Origin of the sequence: Lawsonibacter hominis (assembly GCF_014287895.1) — a bacterium.
GTDB lineage: Bacteria > Bacillota > Clostridia > Oscillospirales > Oscillospiraceae > Lawsonibacter_A > Lawsonibacter_A hominis.
On the sequence record NZ_JACOPP010000011.1, the window covers coordinates 22,934 to 41,386 of the forward strand.

Sequence of the window (18,453 nt, forward strand, 5' to 3'; positions counted from 1 at the left end):
GTTGTAAAGCTTTGCAACTTTACAAGCTTTACATTTATCCGAGAGGAGGCGGCAGCGTTGAAGAACCAGGCCTATCGCATGGCTTTGCTTTACGACTTCTACGGCGACATGCTCACCGACCGGCAGAAGGAGTTTTACGACCTCTACTACAACGAGGACCTGTCTCTGGCCGAGATCGCGGAAAACTACGGCATCACCCGTCAGGGCGTGCGGGACGTGATCGTCCGGGCGGAAGCCGTCCTGACCGAGCTGGAGGACAAGACCGGCATCATCCGCCGCTTTCACAAAATGCAGGAGCAGTTCGCCCAGATCGCTGATGCGCTGGACGGCATCTGCCAGCTCAACGAAGACCGCTACCAGGACGACGCGCTGGAGGGGCTGTGCGCCCAGATCCGGTCCGTGCTGTCCGATTTGAAACAGGAGTAGGCAATGGCATTTGAAGGACTGACCGAAAAGCTCTCCGCCGCCTTCAAAAAGCTCCGCGGCAAGGGCCGCCTGAGCGAGGCCGACGTGAAGGAGGCCATGAAGGAAATCCGCATGGCCCTGCTGGAGGCCGACGTGAACTTCAAGGTGGTCAAGCAGTTCGTCGCCGCCGTCACCGAGCGCGCCGTGGGCGCCGACGTGCTGGAGAGCCTGACCCCCGCGCAGATGATCGTCAAGATCGTCAACGAGGAGCTCACCGCCCTCATGGGCGGCGAGAGCACCAAGCTGACCATTTCCTCCAGGCCGCCCACGGTGGTGATGCTGGTCGGCCTCAACGGCGCGGGCAAGACCACCAACGGCGCCAAGCTGGCGGGTTTCCTGAAAAAGCAGCAGGGCAAACGCCCGCTCCTGGTCGCCTGCGATACCTTCCGTCCCGCCGCCATCACACAGCTGGAGGTGGTGGGCGCTCAGGTGGACGTACCGGTGTTCCAGATGGGCCAGACCGATCCCATCGCGATCGCCCAAGCGGGCATCGAGCACGCCAAAAAGCACGGCAACGACATCGTTTTCATCGATACCGCCGGCCGGCTGCACGTGGATGAGGAGCTGATGGATCAGCTGCGCGCCATGAAGGCCGCCGTCGAACCCACCGAGATCCTTTTGATCGTAGACGCCATGATCGGTCAGGACGCGGTAAACGCCGCCAAGACGTTCGACGAGGCACTGGACCTCACCGGAGTGATGCTCACCAAGCTGGACGGCGACGCCCGGGGCGGCGCGGCCCTCTCCATCCGGGCCGTTACCGGCAAGCCCATCAAATTTGTGGGCGTGGGCGAAAAGCTCGACCAGGTGGAGGTCTTTCATCCGGACCGTATGGCCTCCCGCATCCTGGGGATGGGGGACATGCTCTCTCTGATCGAAAAGGCCCAGCAGAATTTCGACGCCAAAAAGGCCGCCGAACTGGAGCAGAAGCTGCGGAAAAACAAATTCACACTGGCCGACTTTTACGACCAGCTGGTGCAGCTCAAGGGCATGGGCTCGCTGACCGACATCGCCGGGATGCTCCCCGGCATGAACGCAAAAGCCCTGGAGGGGGCTACGGTAGACGAGGGCGCCCTGTCCCGTACCGAGGCGATCATCCTCTCCATGACGCCTGCCGAGCGGGAGGATCCCTCCCTGCTCAACAACAGCCGGAAAAAGCGCATCGCCGCCGGCTCCGGTACCCAGGTGGTGGACATCAACCGGCTGCTGAAGCAGTTCGATCTGATGCAGCAGATGAGCCGCCAGTTCTCCGGCAAGCAGATGAAGCGCATGGGCCGGATGGGCAAATTCGGCAAGATGCCCGGCATGCCGTTTTAAGTTGGTAAGCGCGCCGCCGGCGCGTTTCCAGATAAAGTTTCAAAATCATATGGAGGTGAAGATACAATGGTCAAAATCAGACTGCGCCGGATGGGCGCTAAGAAGGCTCCCTTCTACCGCATCGTGGTGGCCGATTCCCGTTATCCCCGCGACGGTCGTTTCATCGAGGAGATCGGCACGTATGATCCCCTGAAGACGCCCGCCGTGATCAACGTGGACGCCGAGCGCGCCCAGGCTTGGATCAAGACCGGCGCCCAGCCCACCGAGACCGTGAAGGCCCTGCTGAAAAAAGCCGGCGCCATCTAAGGAAGGGCGGAGGCACCATGAAAGAACTGCTCACTTACATCGCCCGGAATCTGGTGGATCACCCGGATGCGGTGCATGTCACCGAACATGCGGGCGATGGCGAGACGGTCCTGGAGCTGCGGGTAGACCCCGAGGACATGGGGAAGGTGATCGGCCGTCAGGGCCGCATCGCCAAGGAGATCCGCACGCTGATCCGCTCGGTGGCTCAGCGCCAGGGCACCAGGGTCTCTGTGGAGATCATCGATTGACTCCGGGGGAACCACGTTCCTCATAGCGCGGAAACAGCCGGCCGACCAAATGGTCGGCCGGCTGTTTCCGTTCTGACTCAGAGGGCGGATCGGTTCTGCCCAACCTGTGCCGCTTCGCTCCCGAGCCGTCCCCTCCGCTTTCCGCGTGAGAAGGGGACGATCTGTTTCAAAGCAGGTGAATACCAATGAAAAACCGATTTTTGGAGGCCGGCCAAATCGTCAATACCCACGGCATCCAGGGGGAAGTGAAGATCGTTCCCTGGTGCGACTCGCCGGAATTTCTCTGCCGGTTCGACACCCTTTACCTGGGGGAACGGCCCGTCAAGGTCCGCTCCGCCCGTATCCACAAGGGCAACGTACTGGCCCTGCTGGAGGGGGTGGACGACGTAAACGCCGCCATGGCCCTCAAGGGCCGCACTGTGTGCATCGACCGCACCGGCGTAGTCCTGCCCGAAGGGCGGCATTTTATCGCCGACCTGATCGGGCTCCGGGTGCTGGATGCGGACAGCGGCGCGGAGCTGGGCGCTGTGATTGATGTGCTCACTCCCCCGGCGCACGAGGTCTATGTCGTCCGGGGGGAACACGACTATATGATCCCCGCGGTGGACGAGTTCCTGGTGGAGACCAACGTGGAGGAGGGCTATCTCAAGGTGCGGCTGATCGAGGGGATGCAGACAGATGTATGAGATCGATATTATGACCCTGTTCGATCTGACCGTGGGCGACATGATGAACGAGTCCGTCCTGGGCCGCGCCCAGGAGCGGGACCTTCTCCGCATCGAAGCCCATCAGATCCGGGACTATACCTTAAACAAACAAAAGCAGGTAGACGATTACCCCTACGGCGGCGGACGGGGCGCGGTGATGCAGGCCGATCCCCTCTATCAGTGCTGGAGGCACATCGTGGACGCCTACGGCCCGGGCCGCACCATCTACCTCTCCCCCGCCGGGAAAACCTTCTGCGAAGCCGACGCCCGGCGCCTGCGGGATGGCTACAGCCACCTGATCCTGGTCTGCGGTCACTATGAGGGCATCGACGAGCGCTTTATCGAGGAGTGCGTGGACGAGGAGATTTCCATCGGAGATTTTGTGCTCACCGGCGGCGAGCTGCCCGCCATGGTGGTGGCCGACGCGGTGGCCCGGCTGGTGCCCGGAGTGCTGTCCGATCCGGAGTGCTTTGAAAACGAGAGCCACTGGAACGGCCTTCTGGAATATCCGCAATACTCCCGTCCCGAGGAATGGCACGGCCGCAGGGTGCCCGCCGTCCTCCGCTCCGGCGACCACAAGAAGGTCGCCCGCTGGCGGCGCAAGCAGGCCCTTCTCCGCACCCGCCTGCGCCGCCCGGACCTGTACGCCCAGCTGGATCTATCCTCCCGGGAGGATCAAGCGCTCCTGCGGGAGCTGGAGGAGGAAACCGGCCCCTCGCTCTGAGGCGGAGCCCATGCGCGCCGGTTTCCGAATTGTTTACAGGTTTCCCCTTTACTTTTGCAGCGGCAGGTGCTACAATGGCAGTAACGTTCAATCTAATATCCAACACCATATAAAGGAATCTTTTCTATGAGTTTTAAGATCATTGTTGACAGCTGCTGCGACCTGACGCCCGCCCAGCTCCGGGAGGAATGCTTTCTCAGCGTGCCCCTGCGCATCCAGGTCGGCAGCCACACGGTGGTGGACGACGCCTCCTTCGACCAGGCCGACCTGCTGTGGCGGATGAAAGAGTGCCAGAGCGCCCCCAAGACCGCCTGTCCCTCCCCCGCCCAGTACCTGGACGCTTTTGACTGCGGCGCGGACGATTTGTATGTCGTCACTTTGTCCGCTCTGCTCTCCGGCTCCCACAACGCCGCGGCCCAGGCGCGGCTGCTGTGGCTGGAGGAGCACCCCAACGCCCGTGTGCACATCTTCAATTCCTGCTCCGCTTCTGCGGGAGAGGTGCTGGTCGCCTTGAAGATTCAGGAACTTGCCTGCTCGGGTATGGATTTCACAACCGTGGTAAGCCATGTATCCCGGTATATCAACGAGATGGAGACCTATTTCGTGCTGGAGACCCTGGACAACCTGAAAAAGAACGGCCGCCTGACCAAGACCCAGGCGCTGGTCACCAGCACCCTGAAGATCAAGCTGCTGATGGGCGCGACCCCGGAAGGCGAGATCTGCAAGCGGGGACAGGCGCTGTCCGTCAAGCAGGCCCTGTCCAAGATGGTCTCCCTGATGGCGGCCGATCCCAAGCATGCGGGCCGCCGGCTGGCGATCACCCACTGCAACTGTCTGGAGCGCGCCTTCTATTTGAAGGAGCTGGCCCTCAAGCAGTGCAGGTTTGAACAGGTCGTCATCAGCGATACCGGCGGTATCGCCACGGTCTATGCCAACGACGGCGGCGTGGTGGCGGCCTATTGACGGGCGCGCACCTGCGCCTGGACCGCCCTGAGCCGTCCGAATACAGGTACGAAATCCATTCCACCCCGCCCGGAGGAAGCGTCCTCCGGGCGGTTGCTTTTTTCCTTTTTCTGTGCTATAGTCAGAGCACTTCAAAAGGAGCAAAACGATCCACCGGGTGAAAAAACGCTATTTGCGTTTTTTCAAGTGCGTCGACTATATAGTGGCAAAAATCAGTTCTGGGAGGCAGCCTTTATGGACTATACCATCCGCCCCGTCGAACCGGGGGATGCGCCGGGGATCGCCGCCCTGCGGCGGATGCCCGGCGTGTTTGAAAACACCCTGGGCCTCCCCTCCTGCCGCACCGCGGACAGCGCGGCCTTTCTCGCCTCGCTTGGCCCCAACGACCACAACTTTGTGGCCGCCGCAGAGGACGGCACGATCATCGCAGCCGCCGGACTCCAGGTCTGTTCCAATCCCCGGATGCGCCACGTGGGCAGCATCGGGCTGTTCGTGCATACGGACTACCAAAACCAGGGGGTAGGCACCGCCCTGATGAAGGCTATACTGGACTTGGCCGACAACTGGCTCATGCTGGTGCGTGTGGAGCTGGAGGTCTTTGCCGACAACGAGCGGGCCATCCGCCTCTATGAGAAGTTCGGCTTTGAGAAGGAGGGCCTGCTGCGCATGACCACCGTGCGCTGCGGACAATATGCCGACGAATACAAAATGGCCCGTCTGCGGCCTGCGGTTGGCTATGCCGTCAAGCCGTCTGTTTGAGATCGTCTACCTGCTGCTCCAGCGGCGGCGGATGACGGCGGCGGAGCTGGCGGAGCGGTTTGAGGTATCCGTACGTACCGTTTACCGGGATATAGACGCCCTGTCGGCGGCGGGGGTGCCGGTATATGCCATTCCCGGCAAGGGCGGCGGAGTGGCCCTGATGGAACACTGCGTACTGGACCGGGCCGCTTTTTCCGAGGGTGAGCAGCGCCAGCTGCTCACCGCCCTGCAGAGCCTCCCGGGCGATGCGCGGCTGGGCGCGGAAGAGGTACTGGCCAAACTTTCCGGCCTCTTCCGCCGCAGCGAACCCGACTGGCTTCAGGTGGATATGTCCCGCTGGGGCTCCGCCGGTGCGGACAACGCCAAGTTTGACGCCGTTAAATCGGCCATCCTGTCCCACCGGGTGCTCCGCTTCCCCTATGCCGGCTCCGATGGTCAGACGAACTGGCGGCGGGTCTGTCCCGCCCGTCTGGTCTTCAAGGGACGCGCCTGGTATCTCCAGGGCCTCTGCCTGGATCGGAAGGATTGGCGCACCTTCAAGCTCACGCGCATACTTGCTCTGGAGCTGCTGGAGGAGACCTTCGCTCCCCTTCCCCCGCCCCCGTCCATCGAACCGGAAGGCCCCTACAGCGGAAGCGTTCTCCCGGTGCGTCTGCGCTTCTCCCCTGCCATGGCCTGGAGAGTCTATGATGAATTCGACGCCAACTGCGTGGTTCGGGAACCGGACGGCGCCCTCTCCGTATCGGCAGCGCTTCCGGAGGACGCCTGGCTGTACGGCTATCTGCTCTCCTTCGGCGCGGACCTGAAGGTGCTGGAACCGGAGCGCCTGTGCCGCCGCCTGGGACAGCTGGCCAAGGAAATCTGGCAAAACAGTGAAAAAGCTGACACAGGGTGTCAGGATTGCTGTGATATACTGGCGGCATCTAATCGACAGGAGGAATCATTTATGAACCAGCAATTTTGTCAATCCTGCGGCATGCCCCTGAGCGATGCACTCCTCGGCACCGAGGCCGACGGCGCTCCCAGCCCCCATTACTGCAAGTACTGCTACCAGAACGGCGCGTTCACCTGCGCGATGACCATGGAGGAGATGATCGAGTTCTGCACTCCCATGATGGTCCAGGCCAATCCCGTCCTGACCCCGGAACAGGCCAAAACACAGATGCGCCAGTTCTTCCCCTCCCTGCTGCGCTGGAAGAAATAGGCCGAAGGAGAATTCCAATGGACTGGAACACCATCTACCCCGGGCCGGAACCGCCCACGGAGGCAGAGCTGGCCGCCTATGTGGAGACCCCGCTCTGGACGGAGCTGGTCCACTATCTCAGCCAGGCTTATCACACTGACCCGGTCTGCACATACAGCACATGCAGCATGGGCCGCGGCTGGAACGTCAAGTACAGAGCCGGCGGCGCGGCCCTATGTACCCTCTACCCCGGCGCGGGCGCCTTCGTCTGCCTGATCGTGGCAGGCTGCAGGCTGGCAAGCGCCGTCGAGCAGCGCTTGCCAACGCTCTCCCCTGGCACACAGCGGCTGTGGAAGGAGACAAGACCCATGTCCAACGGCGTGCGCTGGCTTTCCCTGGAGGTGGGGTCCTCAGAAGTGCTGGAGGATGTGAAAGCCCTGTTGGCGCTCAAGCGCAAACCGAACCGGACGCGGTGAGGCGCTTGGTCTGGGGAAAGGCTGCGCCGTCTTCCACAACCTAATTCCAAATGGCGGCCGCCTGCGCGGCGTCTGAAGGCGGATAGGGTCTGACCTTTGCTTCCATAGCGCTGCTCCCCTTCCTGCTTCCGTCGTCTTACCCCATCACCCCCGCACGCCGATCGCAAGTCTTTGCCTTGACGGCGTACCGCTCTTCGGGTATACTGGAACCCGGACGTGCGCCGTCCATTTTCTGTGCGGAGGAACGGTCTGTGGATCTTTGCAACGGTAACGATATCAAGGCCCTGCTGGCCCGGCACGGGTTTCGCTTTTCCAAAAGCATGGGGCAGAATTTTCTGATCGAGGGCTGGGTGCCCCGGGACATTGCGGAGGCCTCCGGCGCGGACAGCGGCTGCGGCGTGCTGGAGATCGGGCCCGGGATCGGTCCTCTGACCGTCCAGCTGGCCCGTCGGGCCGGGCAGGTGGCGGCGGTGGAGCTGGACCGGGCGCTGCTGCCCATCCTGTCGGAGACCCTGGCGCCCTGCCGCAATGTGACGGTGATTCCCGGAGACATTATGAAGCTGGATCTGGCCGCGCTGGTAAACGAGCGTCTCTCCGGCCTCACCCCCATCGCCTGCGCCAACCTGCCCTACAATATCACAACGCCCGTGCTGACCCGTCTCATCGAATCCGGGCTGTTTGCCTCCATCACCGTAATGATCCAGCGGGAGGTTGCCCTGCGCATCTGCGCCGCGCCGGGCACCGCGGATTACGGGGCCTTCTCCGTATTCTGCCAGTATCACACACAGCCGGAACTGCTTTTCGATGTGGGGCCGGAGTGTTTTCTTCCCGCCCCCAAGGTGACCTCCGCCGTCCTGCGCCTGATCCCCCGGCGGGAGCCCCCCCAGACGCTGGTGGATGAAGCCCTCTTTTTCCGTGTGGTGCGCGCCTCCTTCGCCCAGCGGCGTAAGACACTGCTCAATGGCCTGTCTTCCGCTTTCGGCGCTCAGGTCGGGAAACAGGCGCTGCGGCAGGCCATCGAGGCCGCCGGACTGCCCCCAGACGTGCGGGGCGAGCGGCTGGGGATTGCGGAATTTGCCGCCGTAGCGGCGGCCATCCAGACAACTTGAACGGAGCGGCACGCCCGGCAGCGAACCTGCCGGGCGTGTTGCGTTTTGGTTTTTTTCGCACAAATCACCGCTTTTTTGCAAAACGAGGCGAAAGGACTTGCAAATTTTATAAGATTCTTCTACAATAGAGCTACCAGTATCCCGGAAACTGAAACACAAAGGAGGACCCACCCCATGGCATTGACGGAAAACCGCGCTGTATTGGATTGGATCGACGAGATGGCGGCGATGACGCAGCCTGACGCCATCGTCTGGATCGACGGGAGCGAGGCGCAGCTGGAGGCACTGCGCAGCCAGGCCTGCGCCACCGGCGAGCTGGAGAAGCTCAACCAGGAAAAGCTGCCCGGCTGCTATCTGCACCGTACGGCGGTCAACGATGTGGCCCGTGTGGAGGACCGTACCTTCATCTGCTGCGAGAAGCAGGAGGACGCCGGCCCCACCAACAACTGGATGGCCCCGGCGGAGATGTACGCCAGGCTGAAACCGCTTTATACCGGCGCGATGAAGGGCCGCACCATGTATGTGATCCCCTACTCCATGGGCGTGGTGGGCTCTCCCTTCGCCAAATACGGCATCGAGCTGACCGACTCCATCTACGTGGTGCTCAATATGGCCATCATGACACGGGTAGGGCAGTCCGTGCTGGACGCTCTGGGCGATTCCCCCGACTATGTGAAGGGCCTTCACGCCAAGGCGGAGCTCGACCCGGAGCGGCGCTACATCGTCCATTTCCCCCAGGACAACACCATCATGAGCGTCAACTCCGGCTACGGCGGCAATGTGCTGCTGGGCAAAAAGTGTTTCGCCCTGCGCATCGCCTCCTGTCTGGGCCGCGACGAGGGCTGGATGGCCGAGCATATGCTCATTTTGGGCATCCAGAACCCTGCCGGCGAGGTGCGTTATCTGGCCGCCGCCTTCCCCTCCGCCTGCGGCAAGACGAATCTGGCCATGCTCATCCCACCGGCACACTATCAGGAGAAGGGCTGGAAGGTCTGGTGCGTGGGCGACGATATCGCCTGGCTGCGTGTAGGCGAGGACGGCAGGCTCTGGGCCATGAACCCGGAGTACGGCTTCTTCGGCGTGGCCCCGGGCACCAATGCCAAATCCAACCCCAACGCCCTGGCCACCACCAGACGGGGCACCATCTTCACCAATGTGGTCCACAACCTGGACGACGATACCGTCTGGTGGGAGGGCCTGGATAAAAACCCGCCGGAGCACGCCGTGGACTGGAAGGGCAACCCCTGGAATGGAACGGTCTCCGCCGAGAAGGGCGCCCACCCCAACTCCCGCTTCACCGCCCCCGCTAAAAACTGTCCCTGCATCTCTCCGGAGTTTGAAAGCCCCCGGGGCGTCCCCATCTCCGCCATCGTGTTCGGCGGCCGCCGCGCCCGGACCGCGCCGCTGGTCTATCAGTCCCGCGATTGGGAGCACGGTGTGTTCGTGGGCTCCATCATGGCCTCTGAGACCACAGCAGCCGCTACCGGCGCGGTGGGCGTGGTGCGCCGGGACCCCATGGCCATGCTTCCCTTCTGCGGCTACCACATGGCCGACTACTGGCAGCACTGGCTGGACATGGGCAAGGTCCTGGGCGACAAGGCCCCCAAGATTTTCAATGTGAACTGGTTCCGCACCGACGACGAGGGGCGCTTCCTCTGGCCCGGTTTCGGCGACAATCTGCGGGTGCTGGAGTGGATCATGAAGCGCTGCTTCCATGAAGCCGACGCGGTGGAGACCCCCATCGGCTATGAGCCCAAGGCCGAGGATATCGACCTGGAGGGTTCCGGTGTGGACCGCGCCACACTGGAGGGCCTGCTCAAGCTGGACACGGCGATGTGGCTGGACGAGGTGAATGCCATCCGTGCATTCTACGACAAATTCGGGGCGAAACTGCCGGAAACGCTTTCTCAGGAGCTCTCTGCTCTGGAGGCGCGCCTGCATTAAACCCGAAACGACGCAAAACGGGCTCCCCGGCTTTTGCCGGGGAGCCCGTTTTGCAGGAACGCCTTATTGGTCCGCTCTGGTGATGGAGTGGAGCAGCATGCGCGCGCCGTGGTGCAGGAAATCCTCCCGGCTCAGTCCGGTCCGTTCCCGAATGTATGCCTCCCGGCTGTCGGCGGTCCGTACCATGCCCGCCAGGGCGGCCCAGAAGAGCAGCACCATCTCAATGGGCGGGACCTGGGTATGCACGAGCCCCGCTTCTGCCCCACGCACCAGGAAATCCGCCAGTTCGGCGTCAATCTCACTGCTCACCCGCAGGATGTCGGATACGCTTTTCTGGACGGTCTCCCCCGCCTGGGCCAGGGGGATCGCACCGGTAGCCGCATCATAGGCCGTAGGATTATCGTCATAGAAGCGCACGATGGTCCGGCAGACCGCATCATAGGCCTGCAGCCACTCGTGATTGCCCTCCAGGGCCTCATGGATCTTTTTCTTCAAGAGCACCATACCGCTGAGGAGGATGGCGTTGACGATCTCCTCCTTACTCTGGAAGTAGACATACAATGTGGCCTTGCTGTATTCCGCTACCCGCGCGATATCGTCCATGGTCGTCTTCTCAATGCCCTTCTCTGCAAACAGCCGCTCGGCGGCAGCCAATATGGAACCACGATGAAACTCCGTCAGCGCCTGCTTCTTGCTCATCTCTTGCTCCACCTTTCGTATTTATCATACCTCTTGGTTTAACAAATGATACCATGATTTTTGCTTTTTTGCAAGCATTTTCCCACCGCGGCCCGGGATCGGGAAGAATGTTCCGGGCCGTCGGTCCCCACTTTGCCGCGGGAGCGCAATGCGTTCCCGTGCGGCGCTTCCGGCCGCTTTGCGCCCAAATGGGCCACGCCGATGTGAGTACCACGTTAAAAATTTATACCCACCTGGATTCAGTGCACAAAAGGAAGAGTGTGGAGAAGCTTGACGCATACCTCTCCATTGGGGCAAGCTCGGACAAGCAGGCATAGGATTGACTTGCATCTGACTTGCATGGCATCCTGTTTTCGGTCTTTTTTCGCCTTATTTTCTCCTAACATTTGGAGGTGTTCGTGCAAAAGAAAATCCCTAGAACCATTGAGGCTCTAGGGATTCCGGTTGGAGCAGGTAAAGGGAATCGAACCCTCATATTCAGCTTGGGAAGCTGACGTTCTGCCACTGAACTATACCTGCGCTTTGCCGACTGAAAGATTATAGCATAAACTGTGTCATTTGGCAAGCGGGTTTTTCGGCGTTTTCGCCCCCCAAATCATTGTGGAATTATACAGATTCTTTCCGCAATTTTTATATAATTCTTACAATTGACAACTTGCTTTTTGCTCCATCCGGCGCTATAATAGAATCATCCAATCAGAAAGGAGGGATGTGCAATGGTGATTTCGACCCGGATTGTCGATGTGGATGATTTGATCTTCGGCCGCGACGAGCGTGTGATCCCCAGCGAGCGGTAAGCGGCGGCATTCAGAAGAGCCACACCTTAGGGTGTGGATTTTTTGTTTTTCTTCGGAATTCTTAATGATTTTTCTATGGAAGTCTGCAGGAAATCGTGGTAGCCTAAAGGAAATGATAAAAAGCGACGAGGCGATGGATGGATGAAACGAAACAAATGGCTGCTGACTTTGCTGCTGGCGATCGCTCTTCTGGGCGGGGGAGCGCTGCTGCTGTGGCGAACGGGCTTTTTTTCCTCCATTGGCTCTTTGGACGATATGCGGGATTATATCGACCGCTTTGCCCCCTATTCTCATCTGCTCTTTTTTGTCGTGCAGCTTCTCTCGGTCATCCTTGCCCCGATCCCAAGCAATATCACCGCTCTGGCCGGAGCGGTGCTCTTCGGGATGTGGCCTGCGTTCCTGCTGACGGTAGCCGCGATCACCATTGGATCCGTATTGGTGTTCTGGCTGGCCCGGGCTCTGGGGCAGAACTTCGCCGAACGTCTGGTCAGCCGAACGGTGGCGGACAAGTATCTGGAGGTCATCCGCCGGAAGCGGGACGTTTTCCTGGCCCTGGTCTTTCTGTTCCCCTTCTTTCCCGACGATTTGATCTGCATTCTGGCGGGGCTTACCGACATCCCCTTCCTCCGCTTCCTGACCATCGTTCTGCTGACCCGGCCCTGGGGACTGCTGGTGGCCTGCGCGCTCGGAGGCTCGGTCATCGCCATCCCTCCCTGGGGCATGGCGATGCTGGCGCTGGCCGGGATCGCCCTGTTCCTGATCTGCCTGAAATACGGCGACCAGTGGGAGCAGGCCCTCTTCGAGCGCTTCAAAAAGTAAGCGAGGCTGTTGAAAAAGTGGCAAAGCCACTTTTTCGAAAAGACCATACGAAATTGTTGCCTCGATTTCTCGTAGAATTGTCGGCAAGAATTTCGTGAGAAGGGTCATTTCCGCGGCGCATCCCCCACAGGCCCCTCCCTTGCCCCCTGGGGGACCATTCACCCTGTGTCCCCGGAACGGGCGGATTCTGATTTGATTCCGTCGTCTGCGGGCGGCGGAAGGCTGCGAAGCGGAAGGCGATACATTTTCGACAAGTCAAGACCACCCCTGAAAGGGGTGGCTTGAAATAGCCCCGTAGGGGCATAGTGAGGCCAGCGCCTAAAAGACGCTGGCTTTCACTACGTTCAAGCCATTGTGGACTGATTACCTCGCGTTACCCTTAAAAGGGTTTTCGTACTCTTTCGTGCTAACTTTGTCCTCTATCTGATCCTGTTTCTCTTGCTCTTGAATATACTTCCTCAGGGCCTTCTCCTGTAAGCCTACCGTGCTGACGTAATACCCGGTGGCCCAGAAGTGTCGGTTGCCGTACTTGTACTTGAGATTTGCGTGACGCTCGAATATCATCATCGCACTTTTTCCCTTCAGATATCCCATGAAGCTTGACACCGAATACTTGGGCGGTATCGACAACAATAGATGGATGTGACCCGGCATTACTTTTCCCTCCAGGATCGCTACCCCTTTCCACTTGCATAAATCCCGGATGATATCTCGGATATCCTCCCGCATCCCCCAATAATCTATCTTCCTTCTATACTTCGGCGTGAACACGATGTGATACTTGCACACCCATTTACTATGTGCTAAACTGTCCGCCATAGAGCTTCACCGTCTTTCTTGGTTTTTTGATGGCCTGAACATCCATCAGTTTACCGTCGGTGCGGCTCTATTTAAATTCTCAACCTCACCCGCAAAGCGGGTGGCTATTGGTTCCGCTTGGCGCGGAACTCGCTTAAGCGAGCTGGAGCGGCGGCCCGCTTTGCGGGCTGCCGCTTCTTGCAATACCAGCTGCGGGAGGGTATAATGCTGTCCAGTAGATTTTGAGGAGGCAGACCGATGGGACGCAGATATCTCGTATTCCTCTGTGCACAGGCCAGCCTCTACTCCGCCTTTCTCACCCTCGACCTGCTGCAGGTCGGAAGCGGCTGGAGCACCGCCCTCAAGTATGGCTCGATTCTTCTGTGCTTCCTCCTGTCCTGCGGCGGCGGTCAGGATCCCGACCGCCGCCTGGTACGCGCCGCGCTTGGCGTCACCCTGTTGGCCGATCTGTTCCTGCTGGTGCTGGGACGCTGGTATCTGGCCGGCGTAGGCGCCTTCTGCGTGGTGCAGGCCCTCTATTTTGTCCGGCTCCGCCGCCTGCGGGGCGGGCGGGTCTGGCCCCGTCTGTTGCTGCGGCTGGCCCTGAGCGGGGCAGTGCTGCTGGTGGCGGGGCGCTTCAGTGCCCTGGAGCCTTTGACCGCATTGAGCGTCTTTTATTTCACACAGCTGGCCGCCAATGCGCTTGAGAGTCTGTTTCTGGGGCGGCGGTATGCGGCGTTTTCCGCTGGACTCGTCCTCTTCGTCTGCTGTGATCTCTGCGTGGGGCTGCAAAACCTCTCCGCCTTTCTTCCCGTGTCCGGGCACGGCGGGCTGTTCGCCTTCGCCCGGGTCGGGATGTGGCTGTTCTACCTGCCCTCCCAGGTACTGATTACCCTCTCTGCCGGAAAGAAGTGATTGGATGCATTCCTCCAAACTGGCCTCGCTTTCCTGTTCCGTGGCGCTGGCTTTGCTGGCCGTCAGCTTTTCCATTGCCGTCCCCATCTTGTTTCGTCCCTTCTACTATGTGCAGATCGGCGCGCTGGACCTGCCGGAGCAGACCGGGTGGTCCCAGGAGACCATCCGTGAGGCCTATGACGAGGTACTGGATTTCTGCGTGCTGGGCAGGCCCTTCGGCACCGGGCAGCTGCTCTGGTCGGAATCCGGCAAGAGCCATTTTGAGGATGTGCGCGTGCTCTTCACGGCCGATTTCTGGGTGCTTGGGATCAGCGCCGGGACCGCCTTGATCCTGGTTCTGCTGTGCCGTACCGGCAGGCTCGCCTTCCACCGTTTCCGGGGCCGTGGGCCAGGCTTCTGGGCCGGGGCGCTGGCTGCGGCGCTGGTGACGGCCGTGGCCGGTCTGGCCGCGCTGGATTTCGACCGGGCCTTTACCCTGTTCCACGCCATCTTTTTCCCCGGAAAGGACAACTGGCTCTTTGACTGGCGCACCGACCAGATCATTCTGGTCATGCCGGAGGCTTTCTTCCGCAACTGCGCCATCCTCATCGCCGCGGTGCTGCTGCTCTGCTGCCTGGCGCTGATCCTGTCCGACCGGCCGGGACGGCGCAAGGCGCCGCGTCCCTTTTCCGCCCGCTGACCAACACCCTTCCGGAGCCCAGGCCATAAAATGGCCTGGGCTCCTTTCTCACCCACGCCCCGCCTGCACCATTCCGGCGCTCACTCATAGAATGGAACGGAAGGAACTGTCCTTTTAATACTCTTTTGGGAGGTATTGCAATGCCTGATAAGGTCATGCCCGGCCCTGTGCAGGATACCGCCTGTATCCGTGAGGCCGTGTGCATACACACAAAAAAAATCTATGATTCCTGCAAAGAGGAAGACTTAGCATTTTATAACTTAAACATCCTCATGTTTCAAGTACTCAGACAACGTGGACATCTCAATCGTTGTCCTGCACATACTCCATCAAAATCACCCCATATTTTTTCTTTCAACTTCCGATTATAGCAAATTCGCTATTGACATAGGATAGCAAATTTGCTATAATTGAGCCATAGGAAAGGAGTTGACCGCCATGCCGACCATCTGTATGTTCCGGGGCATCAAAATCTACATTAACTGGCGAGATCACCTACCCCCTCACTTCCACGCCACTTATGCAGGTCAGGAAGTCATCGTTTCCATCCACGACCTCGAAGCCCTGGAAGGCTCCATGCCGAACAAGCAGCTCAAGATGCTCTTAGGTTGGGCAGCCTTCCATCAGGAGGAATTAATGGAAAACTGGAGATTAGCAGAGAATAAGCAAGAGTTGTTCCCCATCGAGCCGCTGAAATAGGCGGCTCGATGGGACGTACTAGAAAGGAGTGTTCCCACATGGCGAAAGACGTGGCCTACTACCTCTCCAAAGGCTTTGACCGGCCGATGGCGGAGTATTTTGCCTCCGGCCGCAAGCGCATCGTTGCCGTCGCCCCCAACGATGATTTTACGTTGACGCTTGATTTCGACAACGGCGAAACGCGAATTTTGGACTGCAACCCCTTCTTGGAGGAGGGCACGGTGTTTGCCCCCTTCCTGCAGCTTGAGAATTTCCGCCGGGTCTACCTAGACAGCGACCATTGTGTAGCCTGGGATATTGATCCAACCATCAACAGCGAGGTCATCTGGAGCAACAAAGTTGACCTCTCTCCTGACAGTTGCTATGTGGACAGTATCCCCTCTGGAGGTGTGCGGGATGCCGGATGAATGCGTCGCCCTCATTGACCAGATCATCGAGGAGCGCCACCGGGTGGGCATGACCCAGGCCCAACTTGCAAAGGCCTGCGGCCTCACACAGTCTGTTGTGGCCCGCATTGAGAGTAAGCGTGCCCGCCCTCAGATTGACACCTTATACAAAATACTGGCCGCCCTCGGTTGTACTCTGCAAGTCGTCCACACCTGATCCCCGCAAACAAAAAAGCCCGGAAGGCTGGATCACACTCCATGCCGTCCGGGCTTGTCTTACGCATTGGTATCTGCTTTGCCGCCGTCGCCCTTGTCCCGCATGGCTTCCAGAGCGTTCCGGATGAAGGCCGGGTACTTCACACCCATCAGTGCGGTATTCTCCAGTATGGACAGCCCCTCGTTGCCGATGAAGAACAGGCAAACGGCAGTGCGGATGTAGGCGGCCCCTGTCAGGCGATCAAGCATGGCGGCCACCCACACCAGCATCAGGATCGTGCACTTACGGACGAGTCCCTTAAAACCAGCCCGGCTCTCCAATGCCCCGGTCTCGCTTTTGCCGGAGCGCTTGAACACCCCGGCCACGATCAGGCCGGTCACGTAGTCCGCCGCCATCAGCCCAATGAGCACCTGCAAGGCGGCATCCCACCCTCCCAAAGCATTTGCAACAAACGTCCCGAGCGCAGCTAAGGCAGCCAGCACGGCGTTTTTGATGTGCACAACGTTCTCCATCATGTGCCCTCCTCACGCGTCGATGTTGTTTTTCATGAATACTGTCCTTTCAGTTGACAAAAACATATGTTTCTAGAAAAATAGGCGCGTACTTTTTTGTCACCTTTGCAGCAGCCCCAGCCGATCCAGCACCACGGCGGCCTGCTCCCTTGTCAGCGCACCGCCGGGGCGCGTGCCGTCGAATACACCGGCCTGTGCGGCCTTTTCCCATGCGTTGGATGCCCATGTACTCACAGTCTGAATAGAACGCGCCACGGCCTCGTCCCGGTCTGCCAGGGCCTTTTCCACGGACTGTTCGACCAGGGCCTGTACTTCATTTATGGTCATATTGATTTCCTCCCGGTACAGCGGCATAGCGGGCGGGTACCGCCCGGCCAGGATCATGCTGCCGGTGTATTTCCCGCCGCCGCTCCACTGCAGATGCGGGCGGTCGGGAAAGGACTTCCATCGCCCACCCCATTCGAAGCCGACCCGCTCCCCAAGCTCCCCGGCCCGCTGGAAAAACGCCGGGTCGGAGTATTCCTGCCCCTTGACGTTCTTACAGAAATCAAAGGCCAGCCCCACGCCCTGGGCGTGGAAGGTAGGCACGCGCCCCTTGCTGGTCCCGTTCCGGTAGCAGTACTCCTGGTACGCCCGGTCCCGGACCGTGCCGGTGATGCAGACCGAAAGGCCCGCATCCCGGCACAGCTGCATCCAGACCCGGCAATTGGCCGCTACGTCCGAGCGCAGGTCGTTGATGTCCCGGCTGTTAAGCATCGCTCTTGCCGGGCTTGTCCCCGCTGATGGGGCCGGGGTCGCTCGCGCCCTCCATCAGCTTGACCATGGCGTCGTAGTCCTTGGCACGCCACAGGCCGGTCAGGGCCTTGTAGTTGCCCCGCATGGTGCGCAGCCACGCGTTGAGGCCGTCGTTGACCGCCTTGCGCCCGGCCTCATCCATAGCGGCATACGCCTTGCCGATGCGGGGCCAGTCCACCTGATGGGCGATGGGCAGGTCACCCATGGTATTGGCCTCACGGCCCTCGCGGATGTTCTGCATGAGCATGTCGGCGGCGACGCCGATGTCACGATCGTTCTTTTCGCCAACGGCGAAAACGGCGGGAGTCAAGGGGTTGAAGTTGATGGTATTTTTCATGTCAAAGTCCTCCTCTTAAATCGTTGCGGCGTCGGCCTCATAGGCCTCGCCAATGTACTGCTGGTACTCTTCCGGGGTGATGATGCCCTCGGCCACGTCGGACCGGGCCAGGGTGCGCACGTCCTCTTTCACTGGATCCAGGACGCTTTCAAAGGTCCTGGATCCCCGCTTGATGGATCTCCAGTAACTGTGTGCGATTGCTTTGACTGCCATGATGATCAGCCTCCCAACATTTCATATATTTCCAGCAACGCCTCATCCTGTGATGCGTTAATGGTCTCCTGTTCCGCCTGTGCCTCATAGAGGGTGATGGCGGTCTCATCGGTCTGTGCCAGAGCCTCTTCCAGCGCGGAAACGCGCTCATCGGCGGTCGGCTCCGGGTCAGGCTCCGGTACCACAGGCACCTCCTTGGCCGTGATGCCCACCAGAGTCCCGTCCTGGATATCCAGGTCGCAATACCCGCAGCAGGCCCACACGGCGGCCTCCAAATGGGCCGGTACGGCGATGTACCCGTCCAGCCAGCACTCCCTGCGCCCGCTCTGAGACTGGAGGGCATGCCCCCCGTCCGCGCGGGCATTGATCTCAATGATTGTCAGCAT

The 18,453-nt window shown here is 60.2% G+C and carries 25 protein-coding genes and 1 tRNA gene; 18 read left to right on the forward strand and 8 right to left on the reverse strand.

Annotated features, from left to right (window positions below; all coding sequences use genetic code 11):
- Positions 1–57: 57 nt before the first annotated feature.
- The 12 genes from ylxM to H8S57_RS09310 all read left to right on the forward strand — a co-directional run bounded on the left by ylxM (position 58) and on the right by H8S57_RS09310 (position 10,201).
- Complete coding sequence (ylxM, locus tag H8S57_RS09255) at positions 58–426, forward strand: YlxM family DNA-binding protein (RefSeq protein ID WP_186907800.1); 369 nt, start codon at positions 58–60, stop codon at positions 424–426.
- Positions 427–429: 3 nt separating this feature from the next.
- Entirely contained in the window at positions 430–1,782 is a 1,353-nt protein-coding gene (gene ffh, locus H8S57_RS09260; RefSeq protein ID WP_186907801.1) for a signal recognition particle protein, read from the forward strand.
- A gap of 66 nt (positions 1,783–1,848) precedes the next feature.
- Positions 1,849–2,088, forward strand: coding sequence for a 30S ribosomal protein S16 (rpsP, locus tag H8S57_RS09265; RefSeq protein WP_186907802.1), 240 nt, complete (start codon positions 1,849–1,851; stop codon positions 2,086–2,088).
- Between the two features lie 17 nt (positions 2,089–2,105).
- Positions 2,106–2,336, forward strand: coding sequence for a KH domain-containing protein (locus H8S57_RS09270; RefSeq protein ID WP_186907803.1), 231 nt, complete (start codon positions 2,106–2,108; stop codon positions 2,334–2,336).
- A 185-nt stretch (positions 2,337–2,521) separates the two neighbouring features.
- The gene (rimM, locus tag H8S57_RS09275; RefSeq protein ID WP_186907804.1) at positions 2,522–3,022 is read left to right on the forward strand and encodes a ribosome maturation factor RimM; all 501 of its coding nucleotides are present in this window, start codon (positions 2,522–2,524) and stop codon (positions 3,020–3,022) included.
- Positions 3,015–3,767: a tRNA (guanosine(37)-N1)-methyltransferase TrmD gene (trmD, locus tag H8S57_RS09280; RefSeq protein WP_186907805.1), complete on the forward strand. Its 753-nt coding sequence runs from the start codon at positions 3,015–3,017 to the stop codon at positions 3,765–3,767. The genes rimM and trmD overlap by 8 nt, the downstream gene beginning before the upstream one ends.
- Positions 3,768–3,893: 126 nt before the next feature.
- Positions 3,894–4,730 (forward strand): DegV family protein, encoded by an 837-nt coding sequence (locus H8S57_RS09285; protein WP_186907806.1) that lies wholly within the window; start codon positions 3,894–3,896, stop codon positions 4,728–4,730.
- A 234-nt stretch (positions 4,731–4,964) separates the two neighbouring features.
- Positions 4,965–5,489 (forward strand): GNAT family N-acetyltransferase, encoded by a 525-nt coding sequence (locus tag H8S57_RS09290; RefSeq protein ID WP_186907807.1) that lies wholly within the window; start codon positions 4,965–4,967, stop codon positions 5,487–5,489.
- Entirely contained in the window at positions 5,467–6,693 is a 1,227-nt protein-coding gene (locus H8S57_RS09295; protein ID WP_186907808.1) for a zinc ribbon domain-containing protein, read from the forward strand. Before H8S57_RS09290 ends, H8S57_RS09295 begins: the two co-directional genes overlap by 23 nt.
- Positions 6,694–6,710: 17 nt before the next feature.
- Positions 6,711–7,148: a DUF3788 domain-containing protein gene (locus H8S57_RS09300; RefSeq protein ID WP_186907809.1), complete on the forward strand. Its 438-nt coding sequence runs from the start codon at positions 6,711–6,713 to the stop codon at positions 7,146–7,148.
- A gap of 251 nt (positions 7,149–7,399) precedes the next feature.
- On the forward strand, positions 7,400–8,257 hold the full coding sequence (gene rsmA, locus H8S57_RS09305; protein WP_186907810.1) for a 16S rRNA (adenine(1518)-N(6)/adenine(1519)-N(6))-dimethyltransferase RsmA: 858 nt from the start codon (positions 7,400–7,402) through the stop codon (positions 8,255–8,257).
- Between the two features lie 174 nt (positions 8,258–8,431).
- Positions 8,432–10,201 carry a phosphoenolpyruvate carboxykinase (GTP) gene (locus tag H8S57_RS09310; protein WP_186907811.1) on the forward strand — a complete coding sequence of 590 codons (1,770 nt, stop codon included), beginning with the start codon at positions 8,432–8,434 and terminating at the stop codon, positions 10,199–10,201.
- A 63-nt stretch (positions 10,202–10,264) separates the two neighbouring features.
- Here the strand turns inward: H8S57_RS09310 and H8S57_RS09315 are convergent, their stop codons facing one another.
- Positions 10,265–10,900 (reverse strand): TetR/AcrR family transcriptional regulator, encoded by a 636-nt coding sequence (locus tag H8S57_RS09315; protein WP_186907812.1) that lies wholly within the window; start codon positions 10,898–10,900, stop codon positions 10,265–10,267.
- A 445-nt stretch (positions 10,901–11,345) separates the two neighbouring features.
- Positions 11,346–11,419: transfer RNA gene (locus tag H8S57_RS09320), tRNA-Gly, on the reverse strand.
- 419 nt (positions 11,420–11,838) lie between these two features.
- On the opposite strand from H8S57_RS09320, the gene H8S57_RS09325 reads away from it, so the two are divergent.
- Positions 11,839–12,516, forward strand: coding sequence for a TVP38/TMEM64 family protein (locus tag H8S57_RS09325; RefSeq protein ID WP_186907813.1), 678 nt, complete (start codon positions 11,839–11,841; stop codon positions 12,514–12,516).
- A 363-nt stretch (positions 12,517–12,879) separates the two neighbouring features.
- Here the strand turns inward: H8S57_RS09325 and tnpA are convergent, their stop codons facing one another.
- Positions 12,880–13,335 (reverse strand): IS200/IS605 family transposase, encoded by a 456-nt coding sequence (gene tnpA / locus H8S57_RS09330; protein ID WP_186907814.1) that lies wholly within the window; start codon positions 13,333–13,335, stop codon positions 12,880–12,882.
- A 237-nt stretch (positions 13,336–13,572) separates the two neighbouring features.
- Between tnpA and H8S57_RS09335 the strand changes: the two genes are divergently transcribed.
- The 5 genes from H8S57_RS09335 (at position 13,573) to H8S57_RS09355 (ending at position 16,210) form a co-directional block, all read left to right on the forward strand.
- Positions 13,573–14,229, forward strand: a complete 657-nt coding sequence (locus tag H8S57_RS09335; protein WP_186907815.1) for a lysoplasmalogenase family protein — start codon at positions 13,573–13,575, stop codon at positions 14,227–14,229.
- 4 nt (positions 14,230–14,233) lie between these two features.
- On the forward strand, positions 14,234–14,908 hold the full coding sequence (locus tag H8S57_RS09340) for a TIGR01906 family membrane protein (RefSeq protein ID WP_186907816.1): 675 nt from the start codon (positions 14,234–14,236) through the stop codon (positions 14,906–14,908).
- A gap of 438 nt (positions 14,909–15,346) precedes the next feature.
- Positions 15,347–15,607 carry a DUF4160 domain-containing protein gene (locus H8S57_RS09345; RefSeq protein ID WP_186907817.1) on the forward strand — a complete coding sequence of 87 codons (261 nt, stop codon included), beginning with the start codon at positions 15,347–15,349 and terminating at the stop codon, positions 15,605–15,607.
- Positions 15,608–15,645: 38 nt separating this feature from the next.
- Positions 15,646–16,014 (forward strand): DUF2442 domain-containing protein, encoded by a 369-nt coding sequence (locus tag H8S57_RS09350; protein WP_186907818.1) that lies wholly within the window; start codon positions 15,646–15,648, stop codon positions 16,012–16,014.
- Positions 16,004–16,210 (forward strand): helix-turn-helix domain-containing protein, encoded by a 207-nt coding sequence (locus H8S57_RS09355; protein WP_186907819.1) that lies wholly within the window; start codon positions 16,004–16,006, stop codon positions 16,208–16,210. Before H8S57_RS09350 ends, H8S57_RS09355 begins: the two co-directional genes overlap by 11 nt.
- A 59-nt stretch (positions 16,211–16,269) precedes the next feature.
- Here H8S57_RS09355 and H8S57_RS09360 read toward each other — a convergent pair whose 3' ends face one another.
- From H8S57_RS09360 to H8S57_RS09380, 5 genes are all read right to left on the reverse strand, one after another.
- Positions 16,270–16,722 (reverse strand): phage holin family protein, encoded by a 453-nt coding sequence (locus H8S57_RS09360; protein ID WP_186907820.1) that lies wholly within the window; start codon positions 16,720–16,722, stop codon positions 16,270–16,272.
- A gap of 99 nt (positions 16,723–16,821) precedes the next feature.
- Positions 16,822–17,478: a M15 family metallopeptidase gene (locus H8S57_RS09365; RefSeq protein ID WP_186907821.1), complete on the reverse strand. Its 657-nt coding sequence runs from the start codon at positions 17,476–17,478 to the stop codon at positions 16,822–16,824.
- Positions 17,471–17,854, reverse strand: a complete 384-nt coding sequence (locus tag H8S57_RS09370) for a hypothetical protein (RefSeq protein WP_186907822.1) — start codon at positions 17,852–17,854, stop codon at positions 17,471–17,473. Before H8S57_RS09370 ends, H8S57_RS09365 begins: the two co-directional genes overlap by 8 nt.
- 15 nt (positions 17,855–17,869) lie before the next feature.
- Positions 17,870–18,067, reverse strand: coding sequence for a hypothetical protein (locus H8S57_RS09375; RefSeq protein WP_186907823.1), 198 nt, complete (start codon positions 18,065–18,067; stop codon positions 17,870–17,872).
- A gap of 5 nt (positions 18,068–18,072) precedes the next feature.
- A complete protein-coding gene (locus tag H8S57_RS09380) occupies positions 18,073–18,453 on the reverse strand; it encodes a hypothetical protein (RefSeq protein WP_243204756.1) in 381 nt (126 codons plus the stop codon).